Annotated in this window: 21 protein-coding genes; 10 read left to right on the top strand and 11 right to left on the bottom strand. The window is 47.2% G+C overall.

Annotated features, from left to right (window positions below):
* Positions 1 to 134: 134 nt before the first annotated feature.
* The 4 genes from hemY to ICW23_RS00735 all read right to left on the bottom strand — a co-directional run bounded on the left by hemY (position 135) and on the right by ICW23_RS00735 (position 5933).
* Complete coding sequence (gene hemY / locus ICW23_RS00750; RefSeq protein ID WP_016938332.1) at positions 135 to 1568, bottom strand: protoporphyrinogen oxidase; 1434 nt, start codon at positions 1566 to 1568, stop codon at positions 135 to 137.
* 27 nt (positions 1569 to 1595) lie between these two features.
* Positions 1596 to 2531: a ferrochelatase gene (hemH, locus tag ICW23_RS00745; protein ID WP_016938333.1), complete on the bottom strand. Its 936-nt coding sequence runs from the start codon at positions 2529 to 2531 to the stop codon at positions 1596 to 1598.
* Between the two features lie 75 nt (positions 2532 to 2606).
* A complete protein-coding gene (hemE, locus tag ICW23_RS00740) occupies positions 2607 to 3668 on the bottom strand; it encodes a uroporphyrinogen decarboxylase (RefSeq protein ID WP_029575331.1) in 1062 nt (353 codons plus the stop codon).
* Positions 3669 to 3791: 123 nt separating this feature from the next.
* A complete protein-coding gene (locus tag ICW23_RS00735) occupies positions 3792 to 5933 on the bottom strand; it encodes a transglycosylase domain-containing protein (RefSeq protein WP_188153869.1) in 2142 nt (713 codons plus the stop codon).
* 122 nt (positions 5934 to 6055) lie between these two features.
* Here ICW23_RS00735 and hmoB point away from each other — a divergent pair, with 122 nt between their 5' ends.
* From hmoB to ICW23_RS00720, 3 genes are all read left to right on the top strand, one after another.
* Positions 6056 to 6556 (top strand): heme-degrading oxygenase HmoB, encoded by a 501-nt coding sequence (gene hmoB / locus ICW23_RS00730; protein WP_016938336.1) that lies wholly within the window; start codon positions 6056 to 6058, stop codon positions 6554 to 6556.
* A 114-nt stretch (positions 6557 to 6670) separates the two neighbouring features.
* Positions 6671 to 8056, top strand: coding sequence for a hypothetical protein (locus tag ICW23_RS00725; RefSeq protein ID WP_099745104.1), 1386 nt, complete (start codon positions 6671 to 6673; stop codon positions 8054 to 8056).
* Positions 8057 to 8124: 68 nt separating this feature from the next.
* Complete coding sequence (locus ICW23_RS00720; RefSeq protein ID WP_188153868.1) at positions 8125 to 9312, top strand: M20 family metallopeptidase; 1188 nt, start codon at positions 8125 to 8127, stop codon at positions 9310 to 9312.
* A gap of 22 nt (positions 9313 to 9334) precedes the next feature.
* Here ICW23_RS00720 and ICW23_RS00715 read toward each other — a convergent pair whose 3' ends face one another.
* Genes ICW23_RS00715 through ecsA form a run of 3 tightly spaced genes read right to left on the bottom strand, consistent with a single transcriptional unit; the run spans position 9335 to position 12044 of the window.
* Entirely contained in the window at positions 9335 to 10039 is a 705-nt protein-coding gene (locus ICW23_RS00715; RefSeq protein WP_188153867.1) for an EcsC family protein, read from the bottom strand.
* Positions 10040 to 10081: 42 nt separating this feature from the next.
* Positions 10082 to 11308, bottom strand: a complete 1227-nt coding sequence (locus ICW23_RS00710; RefSeq protein WP_025649549.1) for an ABC transporter permease — start codon at positions 11306 to 11308, stop codon at positions 10082 to 10084.
* Complete coding sequence (gene ecsA / locus ICW23_RS00705; RefSeq protein WP_003155231.1) at positions 11301 to 12044, bottom strand: ABC transporter ATP-binding protein EcsA; 744 nt, start codon at positions 12042 to 12044, stop codon at positions 11301 to 11303. Before ecsA ends, ICW23_RS00710 begins: the two co-directional genes overlap by 8 nt.
* A 490-nt stretch (positions 12045 to 12534) precedes the next feature.
* Here ecsA and ICW23_RS00700 point away from each other — a divergent pair, with 490 nt between their 5' ends.
* From ICW23_RS00700 to ICW23_RS00690, 3 genes are all read left to right on the top strand, one after another.
* Positions 12535 to 12972: an HIT family protein gene (locus ICW23_RS00700; RefSeq protein WP_007409220.1), complete on the top strand. Its 438-nt coding sequence runs from the start codon at positions 12535 to 12537 to the stop codon at positions 12970 to 12972.
* 135 nt (positions 12973 to 13107) lie between these two features.
* Positions 13108 to 14187: a 3-phosphoserine/phosphohydroxythreonine transaminase gene (gene serC, locus ICW23_RS00695; protein WP_188153866.1), complete on the top strand. Its 1080-nt coding sequence runs from the start codon at positions 13108 to 13110 to the stop codon at positions 14185 to 14187.
* 120 nt (positions 14188 to 14307) lie between these two features.
* Positions 14308 to 14826, top strand: a complete 519-nt coding sequence (locus tag ICW23_RS00690; protein WP_016938343.1) for a tryptophan transporter — start codon at positions 14308 to 14310, stop codon at positions 14824 to 14826.
* A gap of 57 nt (positions 14827 to 14883) precedes the next feature.
* Here the strand turns inward: ICW23_RS00690 and yhzF are convergent, their stop codons facing one another.
* Positions 14884 to 15075 carry a membrane protein YhzF gene (gene yhzF / locus ICW23_RS00685; protein WP_007409223.1) on the bottom strand — a complete coding sequence of 64 codons (192 nt, stop codon included), beginning with the start codon at positions 15073 to 15075 and terminating at the stop codon, positions 14884 to 14886.
* A gap of 118 nt (positions 15076 to 15193) precedes the next feature.
* Here yhzF and ICW23_RS00680 point away from each other — a divergent pair, with 118 nt between their 5' ends.
* Both ICW23_RS00680 and ICW23_RS00675 read left to right on the top strand, forming a co-directional pair.
* The gene (locus tag ICW23_RS00680; RefSeq protein WP_007409224.1) at positions 15194 to 15550 is read left to right on the top strand and encodes a YtxH domain-containing protein; all 357 of its coding nucleotides are present in this window, start codon (positions 15194 to 15196) and stop codon (positions 15548 to 15550) included.
* 179 nt (positions 15551 to 15729) lie between these two features.
* Positions 15730 to 16341: an HTH-type transcriptional regulator Hpr gene (locus tag ICW23_RS00675; RefSeq protein WP_016938344.1), complete on the top strand. Its 612-nt coding sequence runs from the start codon at positions 15730 to 15732 to the stop codon at positions 16339 to 16341.
* Here the strand turns inward: ICW23_RS00675 and ICW23_RS00670 are convergent.
* On the bottom strand, positions 16338 to 16679 hold the full coding sequence (locus ICW23_RS00670) for a YhaI family protein (protein WP_003155243.1): 342 nt from the start codon (positions 16677 to 16679) through the stop codon (positions 16338 to 16340). The two genes, ICW23_RS00675 and ICW23_RS00670, sit on opposite strands and share 4 nt — an antisense overlap.
* A gap of 210 nt (positions 16680 to 16889) precedes the next feature.
* Between ICW23_RS00670 and ICW23_RS00665 the strand changes: the two genes are divergently transcribed.
* Complete coding sequence (locus ICW23_RS00665; RefSeq protein WP_016938345.1) at positions 16890 to 17420, top strand: DUF3267 domain-containing protein; 531 nt, start codon at positions 16890 to 16892, stop codon at positions 17418 to 17420.
* Positions 17421 to 17480: 60 nt separating this feature from the next.
* Entirely contained in the window at positions 17481 to 17699 is a 219-nt protein-coding gene (locus ICW23_RS00660) for a hypothetical protein (protein ID WP_003155245.1), read from the top strand.
* A gap of 52 nt (positions 17700 to 17751) precedes the next feature.
* On the opposite strand, the gene yhzE2 is transcribed toward ICW23_RS00660, so the two are convergent.
* Positions 17752 to 17838: a sporulation protein YhzE2 gene (yhzE2, locus tag ICW23_RS00655; RefSeq protein WP_013351705.1), complete on the bottom strand. Its 87-nt coding sequence runs from the start codon at positions 17836 to 17838 to the stop codon at positions 17752 to 17754.
* Positions 17839 to 17962: 124 nt separating this feature from the next.
* On the bottom strand, positions 17963 to 18049 hold the full coding sequence (locus ICW23_RS00650; RefSeq protein ID WP_016938346.1) for a YjcZ family sporulation protein: 87 nt from the start codon (positions 18047 to 18049) through the stop codon (positions 17963 to 17965).
* Positions 18050 to 18116: the final 67 nt, after the last annotated feature.

Raw genomic sequence — 18116 nt, 5'->3', positions numbered from 1 at the left:
TAAATTGACCGTTTGAACGTTTTAGTCATTTTGTACATAAGATAACTTATCACAGTCGCAAAGAAGATTCAAATGTTTTTTCTTTTTATTGGTGTTCCCTTTACAGAACGGGAACATGCAAAAAAACCTCCGTTTTAAGATAACGGAGGCTGGTACGTTTCAAATAAATAAGCCAGTGAATCATATACGGCAGCTTTTCCCTGGTCGATACAGTCTGGGATGCCCACCCCTTCAAAAGACGCGCCCGTCGCGTATACACCCGGATAGGAAGCTCTCAGCGCGTCTCTGAACTCTTTGATGCGCTCTTTATGACCGACATGGTACTGCGGCATGCTTTCGTTCCAGCGGGTCACACAGGTCATTTCCGGCTCGCCTTTGATATTCATTACTTTTTTCAAATCTTCCATTACGATGTTAATGATCTCGTTATCTGAAAGATCTACGATGGATTCATCTCCGGCTTTTCCGACGTACGCCCTGAGCAGTGTTTTGCCCTCCGGCGCCGCATGCGGCCATTTTTTGTTCGTCCATGTGCAGGCCGTGATGGAGAAGTCGCTGTTTCTTGAGATAACGAATCCCGTACCTTCATGCTCCATCTTGACGGCTCCCTCAGGAAAACCTAAGGCGACGTTGGCGACGGATGTAGAATGCATGTCTTTGAGACATGAAACCGCCGGCAGATCAGAAAGCATTTTCGCCGCGGCTTTATGCGGCGCTGTTACAATGCATCCTTCCGCATGAAGCACTTTGCCGTTATCAAGCGTCACGGAATATCCTTTCTCCTCGCGGCCGATATGGGTGACTTTCGTGCCTTTCATCACTTTTGTCAGCGTAAGCTGCTTTTCCAGCTCCTCCACCAACGTTTGAAGCCCTGTTGTCAGCGTTAAAAACTGCCCCTGCTTTTTGGCCGTCAGCTGCTGTCCTGAAGGCTGCGGACGCGATTTTTTCATGCCGAGAATCAGGCTTCTGTGCTTTTGCTCAGTCTGATAGAATTGCGGAAATGTGGACATGAGGCTCAGCTTATCAATATCTCCGGCATAGATCCCTGACAAAAGCGGTTCTATTAAATTCTCAACAACTTCGTCACCGACGCGTCTGCGGAAAAATTCACCCAGAGACTGATCTTCCTTCGGTTTGCTCGCAGGCAGAACAAAATCCAGCGCCGCCCGCGCCTTTCCGGGAACAGAAAATAAGCCGGTGGAGATGAACGGAGCGATTTTTGTCGGGATGCCCATCACCGCGCCCTTCGGCATCGGATGAAGCGTCTCGTTGACGAGCACGTAAGACTGGCCGGTCGCATTGTTGACGAGCAGATGCTCAAGCCCTAAATCTTTTACGAGCTGGGGAGCGCTTTTTTTCCTTTCCAGAAAAGAATCCGGCCCCCGCTCAATGATGTAGCCGTCTTTATGCGCCGTCTGAATTTTGCCGCCCGCTCTCGGGCCCGCTTCAATCAGGGTGACCTCAAGCGGCAGCTGTTTTTCTTTGATTTCTTTTTCCATGTAGAAGGCGGCGGCTAATCCCGTTATGCCGCCGCCGATGATGACCAGATGTTTTTTATCGCCACTCATTTTTATCGCCTTCTTTACCGTTTAGTTCTACTTGTCCAGCTCTTTCAGCACGACCGCTGCAAGCGCATCGATAAATTCGGGCTGTGCGTTCGGCATTGCCGGACGATAGTAGCTTGCGCCGACTTCATCGGTCACAGCTTTGCATTCGTAATCATTATCGTAAAGCACCTCTAAATGATCGGCAACGAAGCCTGCGGGCACGTATACAAATGCTTTATAAGGATGCTTTTGATACAGCTCGCGCGTGAGATCCTGCACGTCTGGCCCGAGCCACGGATCAGGGGTGTTCCCTTCGCTCTGCCAGCCGACTGCGTAATCGGTAATTCCGGCGCCTTCGGCAATCAGTTTTGCGGATTCCTCCAGCTGGTCAGGATACGGATCGCCGTATTCTTTAATTTTTTCAGGAAGGCTGTGCGCTGAGACGATCAGCATCGCGTCATCCCGTTCTTCTTTCGGCATTGATTCATACGTTTTCTTCACCTGGCTGACCCAATAATCAACGAATTTCGGTTCATCATACCAGCTTTCAACCGACTTGATGGTCAAGCCGCCAAGCTTCTCCGCTTCTTCTTTGGCGCGTTTGTTGTATGACTGGACACTGAATGTTGAAAAATGAGGGGCGAGCACCAGGCTGACAGCTTCTGTAATGCCGTCTTTATGCATGTCCGCCACCGCGTCTTCGATAAACGGTTCAATATGTTTTAATCCGATGTACACTTTGAATGTGACGTCGTCCTGGATTTCATTTAAACGCTGTCCGAGCTTCTCCGCCTGCTCCTTCGTAATTTTTGCAAGCGGCGAAATGCCTCCGATCGCTTCATATCTGTCTTTTAAGTCTTGAAGCATGTGCGGCTCCGGCTTTCTTCCGCGTCTGATATGTGTATAATAACGTTCTATGTCTTCTTCTTTGTAAGGCGTTCCGTAAGCCATAACGAGAAGTCCCATTTTCTTTTTGCTGCTCATTTTGTTAAACACCTCTTTTGATGGTCTGTCTATCTTGATTTTGACAGGAAAATCTTCTTATCACCAACGATCTGCTCAGGAAGATTGTTCCCCTATTTTAGCCGCGGAGTATTCATGCACAAAGGCCGTCAGCCTTTTCAGCGTTTCCGGGTTTACATCAGGGAATACGCCGTGTCCTAAATTGAAAATAAACCGATCCGTTTTCATACCCTGGTCAAGAATCGCTTTCGCTTTTTTCTCGATGACCTCCCAAGGCGCAAGAAGAAGCGACGGATCAAGATTGCCCTGAACCGTTTTTGTGATGCCTTGTTTTCTGGCTTCATCTATGCTGAGTCTCCAATCAAGACCGACAACGTCAAGAGGAAGGTCATGCCAGTCTCCGGCCAGGTGGCTTGCGCCTACGCCGAACATGATCAGCGGAACTTGTTCTGCTGAAAGCTCCCGGAAAATTCTGTCCATCACCGGTTTTATAAATTGCCGGTAATCTTCGCGGTTCAGCGCGCCGACCCAGGAATCAAAAATCTGAATGGCTTTTGCGCCGGCGTTAATCTGCGCTTTTGCATAAACGATAATCATATCCGCGAGCTTGTCCATCAGCATCTGCCACGCTTGCGGCATACTGTGCATGAACGCTTTTGTTTTGTTGTAATTTTTAGAAGGCCCGCCTTCAATCATATAACTGGCCAGCGTAAAAGGCGCTCCCGAAAAACCGATGAGCGGGACATTCAGCTGTTCGTTTACGAGTAATTTGATCGTTTCCAGCACGTAAGGAACATCCTGTTCGGGATTCAGTTCGCCGAGCTTTTCAATATCCGCAGCAGAGCGCACCGGCTGATCGATCACCGGGCCGATTCCGTTTTTAATTTCAACATCCACTCCGATATAAGGAAGAGGCGTCATAATATCTTTATATAAAATGGCAGCGTCCACTCCGTACTGCTCGACCGGAAGTCTCGTCACATACGCGCACAGCTCGGGCTGATGCGTAATTTCGACTAAGCCGTATTTTTCCTTCAGCTTGCGGTATTCCGGCTGTGACCTCCCCGCCTGTCTCATGTACCAGACAGGGACGTGATTTGTTTTTTCTCCCCGTGCCGCTTTTAAAAACGTATCATTAAACGCTTCTCGTTTACTCATCTGAATTTCCACCTTTCCTCCTGCAACCATACGTTCGTGTTCTTCGCCCATTACACTATACCTTGTTTTTTTAAAATGGTATAGAATTGAGGCCTAATGTTCAAAAAATCGCCGAATTCATCATTAAGAAGAGAAAAGCTTCGGCTGAACGTATTCCGTTCCCTCTCCTTCTTGATTCGTCTGTGAATTATATGGAACGACCTTGTATGAAGCCCCTGAAAACAGGTTGGCGTATGGTATGTCAAAGCTGCCTTTTCCTTTCACCGAATCCAGAAGCTTGTCTTTTCCGTCTTTCTTTTCATATATTCGGTAAACAACCCGATCATCCTTTTGAGCATCCCATTTTAATTGAACCGTAATCAGTCCCATCGCCTTAAATGTATAACCGGCCGACAGGGACTTCACCGCTTTCAGCTCAATCGGGCTTCCCAGTTCTTTCACATTTTCAGGCTTTATGAATGTTTTGCCGTTTTCCCCCGCTTTTGTGACGATATCTTTAAAGAGTCTGACAGGATACTGGCTTCCGCCTTTCAGGTAATGGGTTTTATCTGTTTTGTCATACCCCATCCAGATGGCTCCCGTCAGCCCGGGAGTGTATCCCGCAAACCAGGCGTCCTTCGTGGCGCCGGGGACGCCGGTAAATGACGTCGTGCCGGTTTTCCCCGCCAGGCCGCCCTGATAGCTGCCTTGTGAAGCGGTTCCTTCTTTTACGACCTGCTGAAGCATCCTCGTCATATTCCATGCCGTCTGTCCGCTGAAGACGCGCGTTTTGCCGTTTTTAGGCCCGGAAATCGTTTCTCCGTCTTCGTCCGTGATGTTCTCTATAAAAAATGGCTTCGTATACATTCCGTTTGCCGCAAATGTATGATAAGCTCCGGCCAGCTGAAGCGGGGTGACGCCTTCTGACAGACCGCCCAGCGCAATCGCGAGTCCGTTGTCAGAAATGTTTATGCCGTTTTTATTAAGATACGATTTTCCCGTATCCACGCCGATCTGCTTCAATGTCCAGACAGCGGGCGCATTTATGCTGTAGGTGATCGCGTCCTGCATCGTCACTTGCCCCTTGTACTGTCCGTCATAATTTTTCGGTTCGTACCCGTTGTAAGACTGCAGTTTGTCTTGAAGTAGCGAGTATGGTTTGAACTTGTCCTCCTGCATGGCGGGCCCGTACACGGCAAGCGGCTTAAACGTTGAGCCCGGCTGCCGCGGCGCCGTTACCCTGTTGTATCCTTTTGTCACGTAGTCGCGACCGCCGACCGCCGCGCGGACGCCTCCGGTTTTATTATCAATAAAGACGGCGCTTCCCTCCGCCGCCTGATCCGTTCCCGGAAAATAGCCGCTTTCCCTCATGAGCGTATATGCCGTTTTCTGCAGTTTGGAATCAAGCGATGTCCGGATCGTATAGCCGCCTTGAAGGAGCTGTTCGCCTGACATCGAATAACGGGATTCCGCCTCCTTGATGACAAGATCGATATAACTGTCAAACCAAGGCGTTTCAGATGTTTTCTTGATATGAAGCCCCAATGTCCGGCCCTGGGCTCTGACGGCTTCTTTTGCGCTGATATAGCCTTGATCGTTCATCATGGAAAGAATCGTATCGCGCCGCTCTTTATTTTTGCCGGGATGCTGAATCGGCGAATAAAGGGAAGGCGCCTTCGGTATAGCCGCCAGAACGGCGCCTTCTGCAACGGTTAAATCTTTTACTTCTTTATTAAAATAGTAGTGAGACGCGGCTTGAATGCCGTAAACGCCATGGCCGAAATAGAGCTGGTTCAAGTACATTTCAAGCAGCTTATCCTTGCTGTAATCACGCTCAAGATTGATGGCGATAATGACTTCCTTCGTTTTGCGCAAAAATGTTTTATCATGAGTCAGAAAAATGTTTTTCGCCAGCTGCTGGGTGATCGTGCTTCCGCCCTCCACCTTGCCGCCCGCTAAAATATCCCGGAACATCGCCCGGCCGACAGACTTTACATCAATGCCGTGATGTTCGTAAAATCGTTTATCTTCAACGGCGATAAAGGCATCTCTCACATCTTCAGGAACCTCCTGAATGGATACCGGTTCGCGGTTTTCCGTATAAAGACTCGCGATTTCATCACCGTTTTGATCGACGATTTTTGAAGATGCGTGCAGGATTAATTTCTTTTCATCGATGACATAATGGCCGAGAAATATAATGATAATGTATCCGATTAACGCGAGAAAAGCGGTTACCGCCGCAATTACAGCCGGAATAAAGAATCTTTTTTTCTTTTTCAGCATAAGTCACCTCGCCTTTCTTAACTTGTAGTATGGGAAATATTGTTTCGAATTATGTCAGAATGAGTCGCCAATAGAAACTTATACCACTCTTTTGTTATACTAGCAAGCAGGAGGTGGCTGATATGAAGGTTTATATTACATATGGGACAGCCGATTTTTTAAAAACGATTGCAAAGAAACACCCAAATGAGAATATGGTGCTGATGCAAGGAGAGGAAAATGCGATTTTAATCCACGAGACAAATGGAGAAACCGTTTTTCAGGCGCCCCATTCCTATGAAAGCATCGACAGCGTCGGGGAAATCAAACATCCGGGCTACGCCGTCCTCAATAACATCGCCGTTACCCAGGAAGGCCGTCCGCTGTTTGAAAACCGGTTTAAAAACCGCGCCGGCAAAGTGGAAAATGAACCCGGTTTTGAAGCCATCCGCGTATTAAGGCCGCTTGAAGGCGATACGTATGTCATCCTGACCCTGTGGGAAGAGGAAAAAGCCTTTCAGGGCTGGCAGCAGTCAAACTCTTATCAGGAAGCCCATAAAAAACGCGGAACATCAGCCGGCATCGACACGACGTCCATTTTCTCCCGTCCGTCTTATGTAACCGCTTATTACGCTATAGATTAAAACCGCCGGAGATTCTCCGGCTTTTTTTAGTCCCGATTTTCCGCCTCCCCTTTGCACCTTCCGCCCGCCTATGAATAACCTGTAGCAATCCTATTTATAAACGGAGTGGTTCAATTGGGGATCGGCATCTACTCGGTACATCTGCTTTATGTTGCTTTTATCGCGGCCATTATCGTTTTTATGCTTCTCAGAAAAGATACAACCTTTATTTCACTTGCCGGTATTTTTGTGATTGCGCTATGGACGACGCATTCATTCTCCGCTTCGGTCAGCAGCCTGTTTCACAGCTTCACGTATGCCGCCGGGGAATTGCTGCCGACGATTTTTATTATTTGTTTTATCGTGGCCATGAGCGGACTTTTGACCAAAACAGGTATTAATGAAGCGATGATTTCTCCGTTTGCGAAGCTGATGAAGGGGCCGGCTGCCGCGTATTGGATCATCGGCTGCCTGATGTTTGCCATCTCTCTTTTTTTCTGGCCGTCACCCGGTGTGGCGCTGATCGGCGCTGTGCTGCTTCCCGCGGCGATCCGGGCGGGCCTTTCTCCGATCGCCGCGGCAATGGCGATGAACCTGTTCGGCCACGGATTCGCTTTATCAGGTGATTACGTCATTCAGGCGGCGCCGAAATTGACAGCCGATGCCGCGGGCGTTCCTGTGGGCGATGTCATGCAGGCTAGTATTCCGCTCGTTTTAATCATGGGGTTAACGACGACAATCACCGCTTTTTTTCTCATCATGCGGGAGCGAAAAAAAACGCAGGTCCCCCTCTCCTTTGACAGCTCCGGTTCTTTGGACACAAGCATGTATCTCCCGAAAAAACTCAGGGTGACCCTGGCTGTTCTCATTCCGCTTGTTTTCCTCGCCGATATTATCTGCATGATCGTCTATCGCCTGCAGGGAAATGATGCGACGGCACTCGCCGGGGGGACGGCGATCGGCATTCTCCTGATCATTCATTTCATCGTGCATAAGCAGCGGCATTTAGAAAAGATCACTGAGTATTTTATCGGCGGTTTTCAATTCGGCTTTAAAGTATTCGGCCCCGTCATTCCGATCGCGGCGTTCTTTTATCTTGGTGACGCGGGGTTTAAAAGTATGTTGAACACCCCCCTGCCGAAAGGGTCTGCGGGTATCGTCAATGACCTTGGCCTGGCGCTGTCCCATTCCTTTCCGATGTCCGGGGAATTCGCCGGCATCGCCCTGACCGCAGTCGGTGCGATTACCGGGCTTGACGGTTCAGGCTTTTCCGGTATTTCTCTTGCAGGATCGATGGCAAAGCTGTTTTCCGCCGCGCTTCATACGAATCCGGCCGTTTTAACGGCGCTGGGCCAGATTTCAGCGATCTGGGTCGGGGGCGGAACATTGGTCCCTTGGGCACTCATTCCCGCTGCGGCTATTTGTAAAGTTGACCCGTTTGAGCTTGCCAGAAAAAACTTTATCCCGGTGACGGCCGGGCTTATCGTCACGACGATTGCTGCCATCATCATTCTTCCGTAGCAAAAAGATTGAAATCTTCTGACATTTTCTATACAATCATGGGAAAAGCAGACGAGGGGGCACCGCTTTTGACATTAACGACACTTCAAAAAAGCTTGTACGCTCAGCTTGACGGGCTGTACGAGGAAATGGTTGAAATCAGACGTCACCTTCACAGGAATCCCGAGCTTTCCTTCAAAGAGAAAAAAACACCGGCATTCATCGCTTCGTTTTATGAAAAGCTCGGCGTTCCCATCCGGACGAACGTGGGGGGAAACGGCGTCACAGCCTATATTGAAGGCGGAGAACCGGGACCTTGTGTCGCGCTCAGGGCTGATTTTGACGCTTTGCCGATACAGGATGAAAAAGATGTGCCCTATGCTTCACAAATTCCCGGCGTCATGCACGCCTGCGGCCACGACGGCCATACGGCAGCTCTGCTTGCTGCCGGAAAAGTGCTTTATCACAACCGGGAAAAACTGAAAGGATCATTTGTGATGATCCACCAGCACGCCGAGGAATTATCTCCCGGCGGAGCAACATCAATGATTGAGGACGGCTGCCTTGAACATGTCGATGCCATTTTCGGCACACACCTATGGGCGACTGAACCCGTCGGAACGGTCTTATGCCGCACGGGCCCAGTAATGGCCGCCGCTGACGGCTTTACGATTAAAGTCATCGGCAAAGGCGGCCACGGCGCGATCCCTCACGATACGAAAGACGCCGTTTTAATCGGCTCACAAATCGTCACGGCCCTTCAGCATATCGTGAGCCGGCGTGTAAACCCGATGCAGCCGGCTGTCATCTCAGCGGGCTCATTCATCGCTGAAAATCCGTTTAACGCCATTGCTGATCAGGCAGTCATCACAGGCACCGTACGCTCGTTTGATGAAGAGGTGCGCAGCCTGCTCGAAGCAGAAATAGAAGCCGTCGTAAAAGGGATTTGTTCCATGCACTCCGCTTCTTATGAGTATCGTTTCAAACGCGGCTATCCCGCCGTCGTCAATCATCCGGAGGAAGCGGCGCACGCTGCGGCAGCCGCCGCGGAAACAGACGGCGTCACGAAAGTCGTTGAAGGAGAGCCGCAGATGGCGGGAGAGGATTTTTCCTATTATCTGCAGCATACAAAAGGCGCTTTTTTCTTTACGGGCGCCGCTTTAGACGATGCGGAATCTATTTACCCTCACCATCATCCGAAATTTGATTTTAATGAAAAAGCGATGCTGACCGCCGCCAAGGTGCTGATCGGCGCCGCAGTGAGCTACCCCCGATAGGGCATAAAAAACAGCCGGTACATTACGTACCGGCTGCTGTGATTCTTAAATGAAAAACGTGCCTTGCCGTCTCACCGAGCTGTGACAGCAGTTTATAATTGGCCGCTCCGCCCACGGCGGCTCCGACGACCGGCAAAAGCTGAAACAATTTCACCACGTCCAGATAATCGCGGTATTCCTGCTGAAAAACTCTCCAATCGACATCATGCTTTTTCGAATCCCACTGTTCAATCATTGAGTATATGCGTTTCCGCTGTTCACCGCTTGAGAAAGCCAGCTGAAAAATAAACAGCAAAAACAATCGCTCATCCCTGTCTTTCACATCATAGCCGTAAATGGAGGCAAGATCGAACAGACATTTCATTTTAATGGATAGCAGAAAAGGAAAATCAGCCATCCCTAAAAAAATTCCGCCGGCCCCCGTACCGATACCTTCAGCTGCCGCGACCTTTTGGTACGATGCGATGGTTTGTCTGGCGAGGGCATCTTTTTCAGCAAGCGTCATACCGTTTGTATCCCGCTTGCTTTTCACCAGATTTGAACCCGCCATTGTTGCTTCGGTCATTTTTTTAATGCTTTCTGTGATGACGGCATGAATTTTATCGGGAATCCGCTCATTTATTTTCGCCTGCATTCCTTTAGAAAAGCGTTCAAGCATGGAATCTTTGCGCAAAAAACGCGCTTTCCATTGCAGTGCTTCCTGTATCAGCTGCTGATCGTCGGTCATCTGTGTCTCCTTCTTTCATTGAGGTTTCAAAAACCCGATTGATTACAGCTTGCCGTACTTTTTCAATCTTCCGCCCATATACGAAGGCATGATCACAAAAATCAGAACGGCTGAAGCAACGGCCGCATACAGCGCCCCGCTGACTCCCGCGGCATAGGCTGACGCTGCACAGAACAGCAGCGCCTGCACGGTTAATGCCGATTTCATCAGCGAAAAGAAACTTTGCAGCTTCGCTTTCTGATTGACCGGGTAAAGCTCCTGCAGAGAAAGATGATGAAAATGCCCGAACAGCGGAAGAAGCTGTATCCCCGTAATAAAGACGGTAAATACGGTTAACGCCGCCGTGATCCACGGATTGGCGGAAACGAGCATAATAATCAGGATAAAAATAATCGTGAGCCTGACCTGAATGCCGAGATAATCATTTGAACGCAGAAAGGCCCGCGCATACATATAGGAGAACGTTTTCCGCTGCTCAAACGGAATCATTCTGAGCAAAAAGTCGAGATACGCCCGGCGTTTTGCCTGTTTTTTCAGGTGAGGCACATCGGTAAACAGATTGGCGATTCTGTAAAACCGCTGCTTCCTTCTTAATTCATATTCAATATGAGCTTCCCATTTTAATGATTTATGTTTTGCGGCCGATGTGAAATACACATAAAGGCCGGCCATCACAATGTAGACGGCGGCAGCGTACACATAAAACGACTGTAAGACGAAGTATAAAAGCAGCATATTGGAGATAAAGCGTATGACCGCATCCATCATTTTCATGCTTCTGTCATTCATAAACGTCATCCGCCACTCCATGGCCTGATTCCACGCTTTTACCGCCAGCATCTGAATAAATACTGCGGCATACGACGCAAGCGACGCCCCCGGACTTACAGCGAAAAACAGAGGCATGCATACAAGCGACAGAGCAATAAGCGGAAACAGCTGTGACAGATAGCTGTACTTAAATGAATGCTTAAAGTATGTCCCCATTTTCGGTTCAAGCGGCAGCAGAAACACGAGGTCCGCTTCCTTTAACAGTGTCCGGACGTATGAACCGGTCAGCACAAATGAAAAGAGCACCGCCATCACCCAAAATGAGGGAAAATGAACGGGAATGTCTTTGACCCACTTGCTGTACCAGCTCGCCGCGCCGGCAATAAAAAAGATCAGCACAATGACGAGATGATCATTGAGCATATATTTCATATACATTCTGGTTTCCTTTATATGCTCTTCAAGCCGGGACTGCCAAATAGTAGACATATTATTCATGGCCGGCGTCTTCCTTCGTCAGTTCAATATACAAGTCATCAAGAGCTGCGTCTTTCATGCCGAACTGCTCTCTCAGTTCTTCCAGTGTGCCGCTTGCCCGCACTTCGCCGTTATGTAAAATAATGAAAGCATCACAGTAGCGCTCTGCCGTAGCCAGGATATGCGTTGACATCAGCACGCTTGATCCGGCTTTTTTCGCGGCGTCCATCCGCTCCAGCAATGCATTGATCGCCAGCGGGTCAAGGCCGAGGAACGGCTCGTCAATGATATAAAGCGAAGGCTCCGCGAGAAACGCGCACATGATCATGACCTTCTGCTTCATCCCTTTGGAAAAGTGAGCGGGAAACCATTTCAGCCTTTTTTCCATTCTGAATTCTTTCAGAAGCGGAGGAAGCCTTTTTTCAAGCGTTTCTTTGGAAAGGCCGTACGCCATGGCCGTCAGCTCCAGATGCTCTTTGAGCGTCAGTTCTTCATACAGCACCGGCGTTTCGGGGATGTACGTAAATTGCGAGCGGTAGCTTTCCTTATCCTCCGAAAACGTCTTGCCGTTCAGCTCGATCGAGCCTTTATGCGGGTCCATTAATCCGATAATATGCCGGATCGTCGTGCTTTTGCCCGCGCCGTTTAATCCGATGAGTCCGACAATCTGGTTCGGCTCAAGGGTGAATGAAACATTTTTTAAGACCGGGTTTCTCGTATAACCGCCGGTTAAGTCTTTTACCGATAGCAGAGACATAATTTCTCCCCTTCTGATTCGTTTTTCTTCATAGTACCAAAAATAAAGTCTGATTTGAAACGATTCCCTTTTTTTCTCACGTGAAAAGCGTGCATAGTTATCGTTTTGGCGGACATCATAATGTATGTAGAAGGAAACAGCTTTAATCAACTGAAAATGAGGTGTTTATAAAAGACGTCTTAGAACAGTTGGATGAAAATCAACATGTCCTGTGCTTACAATTTCTTCACACACTGCTTTGATGATGTTCTTCATTCATGATGAAATAATCAAATGAGGTGTTTGTCCCAGGAATGATTAAGCAGACCCATAAGTCTTCATTTTAAAAACAAATGAGGTGCTTACAAAAGGCATATTTAATTTTCTGTGATAAAGCTCGTACTTCTGCATCAGGGTGAACGCGCAGCCGTTCACCCTGTTTTTTGTTTTGGCCGTTTTTGTGGTACGATGAGAATATACATATATTTCTTTTCAGGGAGGAAACCCATCTATGCACAAAGCGGACGATTGTATTTTCTGCAAAATCATTGCCGGCGACATTCCGTCTTCAAAAGTATATGAAAACGAACACGTCGTTGCGTTTCTCGATATCAGCCAGGTCACAAAAGGCCACACGCTCGTCATTCCGAAAACACATATCGAAAACGTGTACGAGTTTACGCCTGAGCTTTCTAAAGAATATTTTGAAGCGGTGCCGAAAATCGCGCGCGCCATCCGGGATGAATTCGAGCCGATCGGGCTGAATATTCTCAATAACAACGGTGAAAAAGCGGGCCAATCCGTGTTCCATTTTCACATGCATATCATTCCGCGTTACGGAAAAGGCGACGGATTCGGAGCCGTCTGGAAGACACATGCCGAAGACTATACGCCTGACGATCTTCAGGAGATCGCGTCAACCGTCAGAAAACGGCTTGCCTCATCTTAAGGATGAGGTTTTTTTGCGCCCGAAACATAAAATACATAAAATAATATTTTTTCATATCAAAAAAATCTAAAAATTGTGATAGGATAATTGTATTATTTCTTACACTAAAGCGGAAAACAGGGAGAGATCGTAAAAATGGAACGTACAACGAATTTCAATGCAGGACCCGCAGCCCTTCCACTGGATGTGCTGCAAAAAGCACAGAAAGAATTTATCAACTTCAATGATACCGGCATGTCTGTCATGGAGCTGTCCCACCGGAGCACAGAATATGACGCGGTGCATCAAAAAGCGAAAACCCTTCTGAAAGAACTGATGGATATCCCCGACGATTATGATATTTTATTTCTCCAAGGCGGAGCAAGCCTTCAATTCTCAATGCTGCCGATGAACTTTTTAACGCCGGAGAAGACGGCGCACTTCATCGTGACGGGCGCATGGTCTGAAAAGGCCCTCGCTGAGGCGAAACTGTTCGGAAACACATCCGTCACGGCAACAAGCGCAGATTCAAACCACAACCATATACCGAAAGCGGACCTCTCACAGATAAAAGACGGCGCCTACTTGCATATTACGTCCAACAACACGATTTTCGGAACGCAGTGGAAAGAGTTCCCGAATTCACCGATTCCGCTCGCAGCCGACATGTCAAGCGACATCCTGAGCAGAAAATTTGATGTCAAAAAGTTTGATGTCATATACGGCGGAGCCCAGAAAAACCTCGGGCCGTCCGGCGTTACGGTCGTCATCATGAAAAAATCATGGCTTGAAAACGAAAACGCCAACGTTCCTAAAATTTTGAAATATTCCACCCACACAAAAGCTGATTCACTGTATAATACGCCGCCTACATTTGCGATTTATATGCTGAGCCTCGTCCTTGAATGGCTGGCTGAAAACGGCGGTGTCGAAGCGGCTGAACGGCGCAACCAAGAAAAGGCGGATGTCCTGTACGGCACAATCGATGCAAGCGGCGGATTTTACGCGGGGCATGCCGAAAAAGACAGCCGTTCTCACATGAATATTACCTTCACCCTCCGCGACAGCAGTCTGACGAAAAAATTCGTTGAAGAAGCGAAAGCGGCAAAAATGACCGGACTCGCCGGCCACCGCTCAGTCGGAGGCTGCAGGGCGTCTGTTTACAACGCCGTCAGCCTGGCTGATTGTGAAAAACTGGCTCAGTTTATGAGAAAGTTCCAGCAGGAAAACGAATAAATTTCTTCTAACCCGACAGTTCCTTTGATATACTGTTGGCATATCAATTTTTCCGGCCATCGCAATAAATGACGAGCATATTATTGGATGGCGAAAAAGCTTAGCAGAGGAGAGCTTAGTATGAAAACAAAAGAATTAGTCATTATGGCCCTGTTTGCGGCAATCGGAGCGGTGCTTCATTCCATTATGCCGCCGGTATTATTCGGAATGAAACCCGACATGATGCTTGTGATGATGTTCATGGGAATTCTGTTATTCCCCCGTGTGCAGAACGTGCTGATGATCGGGATTGTAACGGGAATCATTTCCGCACTCACGACATCTTTTCCGGGGGGACAGCTTCCGAATATCATTGAAAAACCGGTAACGGCGTTTCTGTTTCTCGCGCTGGCGCTTTTGGTGAAAAAAAGCGTGAAAACAGCGGCGGCTGCCGTCATTACGATAGCCGGCACTTTCATCTCCGGTGTGATCTTTCTGGCGCTGGCCCTTCTGATTGTCGGCCTGCCGGGCGGATTCACGGCATTGGTGCTCGCGGTCGTCCTTCCGGCGGCTGCGCTGAACGCAATCGCCATTATCATCATGTATCCGATTGTGCAGACGATCTTAAAACGTTCCAATATGATTGAAACGGCAAAATAGCCGCATACTGAAACCTCTTCCGGCCGGAAGAGGTTTTTTAATGTGTTTCAGCATGTTTCATACGAGAAGTTTTGTGAAAAAGATAAGGAACAATGCGAGGGCGGTTCCTGCTGAGCAGACAATGGCCTTTTGGCGGACGACCCGCTTCGGCGGATAAGAAGCGGCCTGGCCGAGCAGTTTCAGGTAATAAACGGCGCCCGCCGCAAAGACAAGAGCCATACAAGATAAAACAATCATGAAGACAGACAACCTTCTCCCTCCTTTTCCCTTAAAAAATATGCTAAAATAAAGCAAGCTATGTATAGAAGTTTATTCTTCTGAACAAAAATGGTAAAAGCTTATGAGAAAAAAAACGGGGTGATTTCAAATGGCTGACGGACGTTCCCTTTTAACAGGCCTTTTCGTAGGCGGATTGATCGGAGGCGCAGCGGTTTTGCTTTCGGCTCCTTCATCCGGAAAAGAGCTGCGGGGCAAAATCAAAGCGAATTGCAATTCTATTGAGGACACAATCAAACGGTTAAAAAAAGACGGAATGGCGCTGAAAGACCAGCTTGTCCAAACGGCGAAAGAAAGCGCCGAAGTCATTAAAGACGTAGGCGGAGAGCTTCAGACAAGCATTAAAAGGTGGCAGGAGGAAATCAAGCCGCACCAGCAGGATCTCCAAAAGGAAATCGCTGATATTGAAGAGAAAATCAGACAGCTGGAGAAAACCTTACAAAACTAATATCCTATACAACCAAAAAAAGTGCGGACATATTGCGTTCCGCACTTTTTTTTGCGGTTTAAAGCCTTTCACAGCAACGGATTTAGAATTTATTATAAAATTCTTAAATTTTCATCTTTATTAATCTTTATTTTATTGGCATAATAGAGGAAAAGAAAATGTGAAGCAGGTGATCTGTATTGAATCGTGTTGAACCGCCTTACGATTTAAAAGAAGCTTTAATCTATACCCAAAAAATGGCACAGCTATCCAAAGCGCTGTGGAAATCTATCGAGAAAGACTGGCAGAATTGGCTGAAGCCGTACGATCTTAATATTAATGAACATCATATATTATGGATTGCTTATCAGCTTAAAGGAGCTTCTATTTCGGAAATCGCCAAATTCGGCGTTATGCACGTATCAACTGCATTTAATTTTTCAAAAAAACTTGAAGAACGCGGGTATCTGAATTTTTCCAAGCGGCTGAATGACAAACGGAACACGTACATTCAGTTAACAGAAGAAGGGGAAAAAGTATTTGAAAGTCTGCTAGAGGAGTTTGACCCGTCGAGAAACGCGGTGTTTAAAGGCTCACAGCCGCTCTACCACTTATTCGGGAAGTTCCCGGAGATGGAAGAATTGACCTGTGTCATCCGCCACATTTACGGAGAAGATTTTATGGAGATATTCGAGAAATCATTGACAAACATAAACAATGATTTTGAAAGTGAAGACGGAAGCCTGAAGAAAAAAGCGGGCGAATCGGCTGCCCATGAAACGGCTGAAGAGCTGGAACCGGTCAGCAATTAATCAAAGTGCTTCATAATCTCGATGAATTCTTCCATCAGCGCTGTATAAAGCCCCTGCTCGTACAAAGCAAAAATCGTTTCATGAACATCTAATTTTTCGTTCAGCTGTCCCGCAAAAAGCGCAAGGAGCTTGTCGAACGTCACAAAGCCTTGCGCTTTTTGCGACTCCAGCTCGTCCTCCAATTCGCGGCAGATCCGCCCGACCTCTTCACCTTCCTCTTCGGTCAGCCCTTTTTCAATCATCATCGCATAAAAAGGGTACTTATCCATATCCACCGTTTTCACCAGCAATTGTATGTAATATTCTAACCGCCCGATACGCTGATCCATTGAATCCATCCGTTTCACTTCTTTCTATCTTTAATCTTATTTTAGCTGATAATGAATGGAGAAGAAAGGTTAAACCGTACATTTCCATGTTTCACCGCTCTCTTCTGTTCTTCTCTTTCCGGGTTTATTTTTTTCTTTAAAAAAGGATTGATTTTTTCTCCTGAAGAGAGTAAATTATTTTGAGATTGTATTCCATCTTTGTACGGAAGGATGACTCTGATGAATTGCTGGAAAACCATTAATCTGATTAAAGATTATGGTGCGGTTCGTTTATTATTGACTGCTGTAGGTTTTATGATCCTGTTTTTTATATGCAACTTCTTGGCATTCGGGCTGCTTCGTCCGAATATCAGTTTAAGTGACGGGCATGTATTAGCTTTTTGCGTTCTGCTCGTCGTTACTTTATTTGTACATAAAGTCATACATGTCCTGCCAATGTTTTGCAAAAAAAGAAAAAAGGAAATGAAAATGTACTTTTTGCGGATGCCGACATGGAAAGGCATACCGAAAACAACGATGCTGATTTCAACGATCAGCCCGTTTTTATTCATTACGCCGGTGTTATTTTATGCAGGCTTGGCATTCCCGAGACACGCCCATTACTTTTATATGATTTCGAGCATTCATGCGGGCTATTGCCTGCCTGATCTGCTGTTTGCGCTGCACCTGGTCAAAGCGCCGAAATCATGTCTGATTGACCAGGAATCCGACGGCTTTGATATTTTAGTAAAAAAAGTGCCGGAGTCCTGATGTCCCGCTGATTTTTCAGCTTACATTCTATCTTTTTCAATAAATATTTGGTAATGTAATATGGGAGCAGTTCAGAGAGAGGGGGAATCTCCCATCATTTTATTCTATTTTATCGTGGCTGCCCTGTTTATTCTTTATTTTATAAACAGGCTCACAAATACATTATGCCTTGTCAGAGAGATTCCTGAAGACCGGCAGGATAAGGTATTCCGCTTTATTAATGTATCTATTTTAATTTTACTGATCTCTTCGTTCGTCGAGATCTCCTTTACTGTGTAAACAGGCAAAAAAAGATGGCTGCCGGCGGATTAACGCGGACAGCCATCTTTTTTTAGTAAATCCAAGAAGCGCCGATGATGATCAATAAGATGAACAGAACAACCAACAATGCAAAACCGCCTGCAAATACTTCACCCATCTCCAGAAGCACCTCCTACAAAACGTTTTATTTTTCCAATTACATCATATGCAATTCACTTCAGAAACGCTTAGGCGCCTGGGTAAGAAAATGGACCGCTTTTGGAAAAAGCGATCCGTTTCGCTTAGCAAATGTAAGCTGCACCTACAATGACAAGCAAAATGAACAATACGACGAGCAGTGCAAAACCGTTTGAATATCCTCCGCCCATGGTTCATTACCTCCTTTTCATGATCAATATATTTGTATGTATCAGGAAAAAGTTTGACTAGACGAAT

It is taken from the genome of Bacillus sp. 1021 (genome assembly GCF_014534735.1).
GTDB lineage: Bacteria > Bacillota > Bacilli > Bacillales > Bacillaceae > Bacillus > Bacillus siamensis.
The sequence above is the reverse complement of the archived record's forward strand: the minus strand, read 5'-3'. Positions and strand labels throughout refer to the sequence as shown.

Coding starts and splice junctions, on each gene's coding strand:
- ICW23_RS00710 (WP_025649549.1), bottom strand. CDS start 11,308: ATGAATAATATGTCTACTATTTGGCAGTCCCGGCTTGAAGAGCATATA.
- ICW23_RS00680 (WP_007409224.1), top strand. CDS start 15,194: ATGGCTGACGGACGTTCCCTTTTAACAGGCCTTTTCGTAGGCGGATTG.
- hemE (WP_029575331.1), bottom strand. CDS start 3,668: ATGAGTAAACGAGAAGCGTTTAATGATACGTTTTTAAAAGCGGCACGG.
- ICW23_RS00665 (WP_016938345.1), top strand. CDS start 16,890: ATGAATTGCTGGAAAACCATTAATCTGATTAAAGATTATGGTGCGGTT.
- ICW23_RS00715 (WP_188153867.1), bottom strand. CDS start 10,039: ATGACCGACGATCAGCAGCTGATACAGGAAGCACTGCAATGGAAAGCG.
- hemH (WP_016938333.1), bottom strand. CDS start 2,531: ATGAGCAGCAAAAAGAAAATGGGACTTCTCGTTATGGCTTACGGAACG.
- yhzE2 (WP_013351705.1), bottom strand. CDS start 17,838: ATGGGTGAAGTATTTGCAGGCGGTTTTGCATTGTTGGTTGTTCTGTTC.
- serC (WP_188153866.1), top strand. CDS start 13,108: ATGGAACGTACAACGAATTTCAATGCAGGACCCGCAGCCCTTCCACTG.
- hmoB (WP_016938336.1), top strand. CDS start 6,056: ATGAAGGTTTATATTACATATGGGACAGCCGATTTTTTAAAAACGATT.
- ICW23_RS00660 (WP_003155245.1), top strand. CDS start 17,481: ATGGGAGCAGTTCAGAGAGAGGGGGAATCTCCCATCATTTTATTCTAT.
- ICW23_RS00700 (WP_007409220.1), top strand. CDS start 12,535: ATGCACAAAGCGGACGATTGTATTTTCTGCAAAATCATTGCCGGCGAC.
- ICW23_RS00670 (WP_003155243.1), bottom strand. CDS start 16,679: ATGGATTCAATGGATCAGCGTATCGGGCGGTTAGAATATTACATACAA.
- ICW23_RS00735 (WP_188153869.1), bottom strand. CDS start 5,933: ATGCTGAAAAAGAAAAAAAGATTCTTTATTCCGGCTGTAATTGCGGCG.
- ecsA (WP_003155231.1), bottom strand. CDS start 12,044: ATGTCTCTGCTATCGGTAAAAGACTTAACCGGCGGTTATACGAGAAAC.
- hemY (WP_016938332.1), bottom strand. CDS start 1,568: ATGAGTGGCGATAAAAAACATCTGGTCATCATCGGCGGCGGCATAACG.
- ICW23_RS00690 (WP_016938343.1), top strand. CDS start 14,308: ATGAAAACAAAAGAATTAGTCATTATGGCCCTGTTTGCGGCAATCGGA.
- ICW23_RS00650 (WP_016938346.1), bottom strand. CDS start 18,049: ATGGGCGGAGGATATTCAAACGGTTTTGCACTGCTCGTCGTATTGTTC.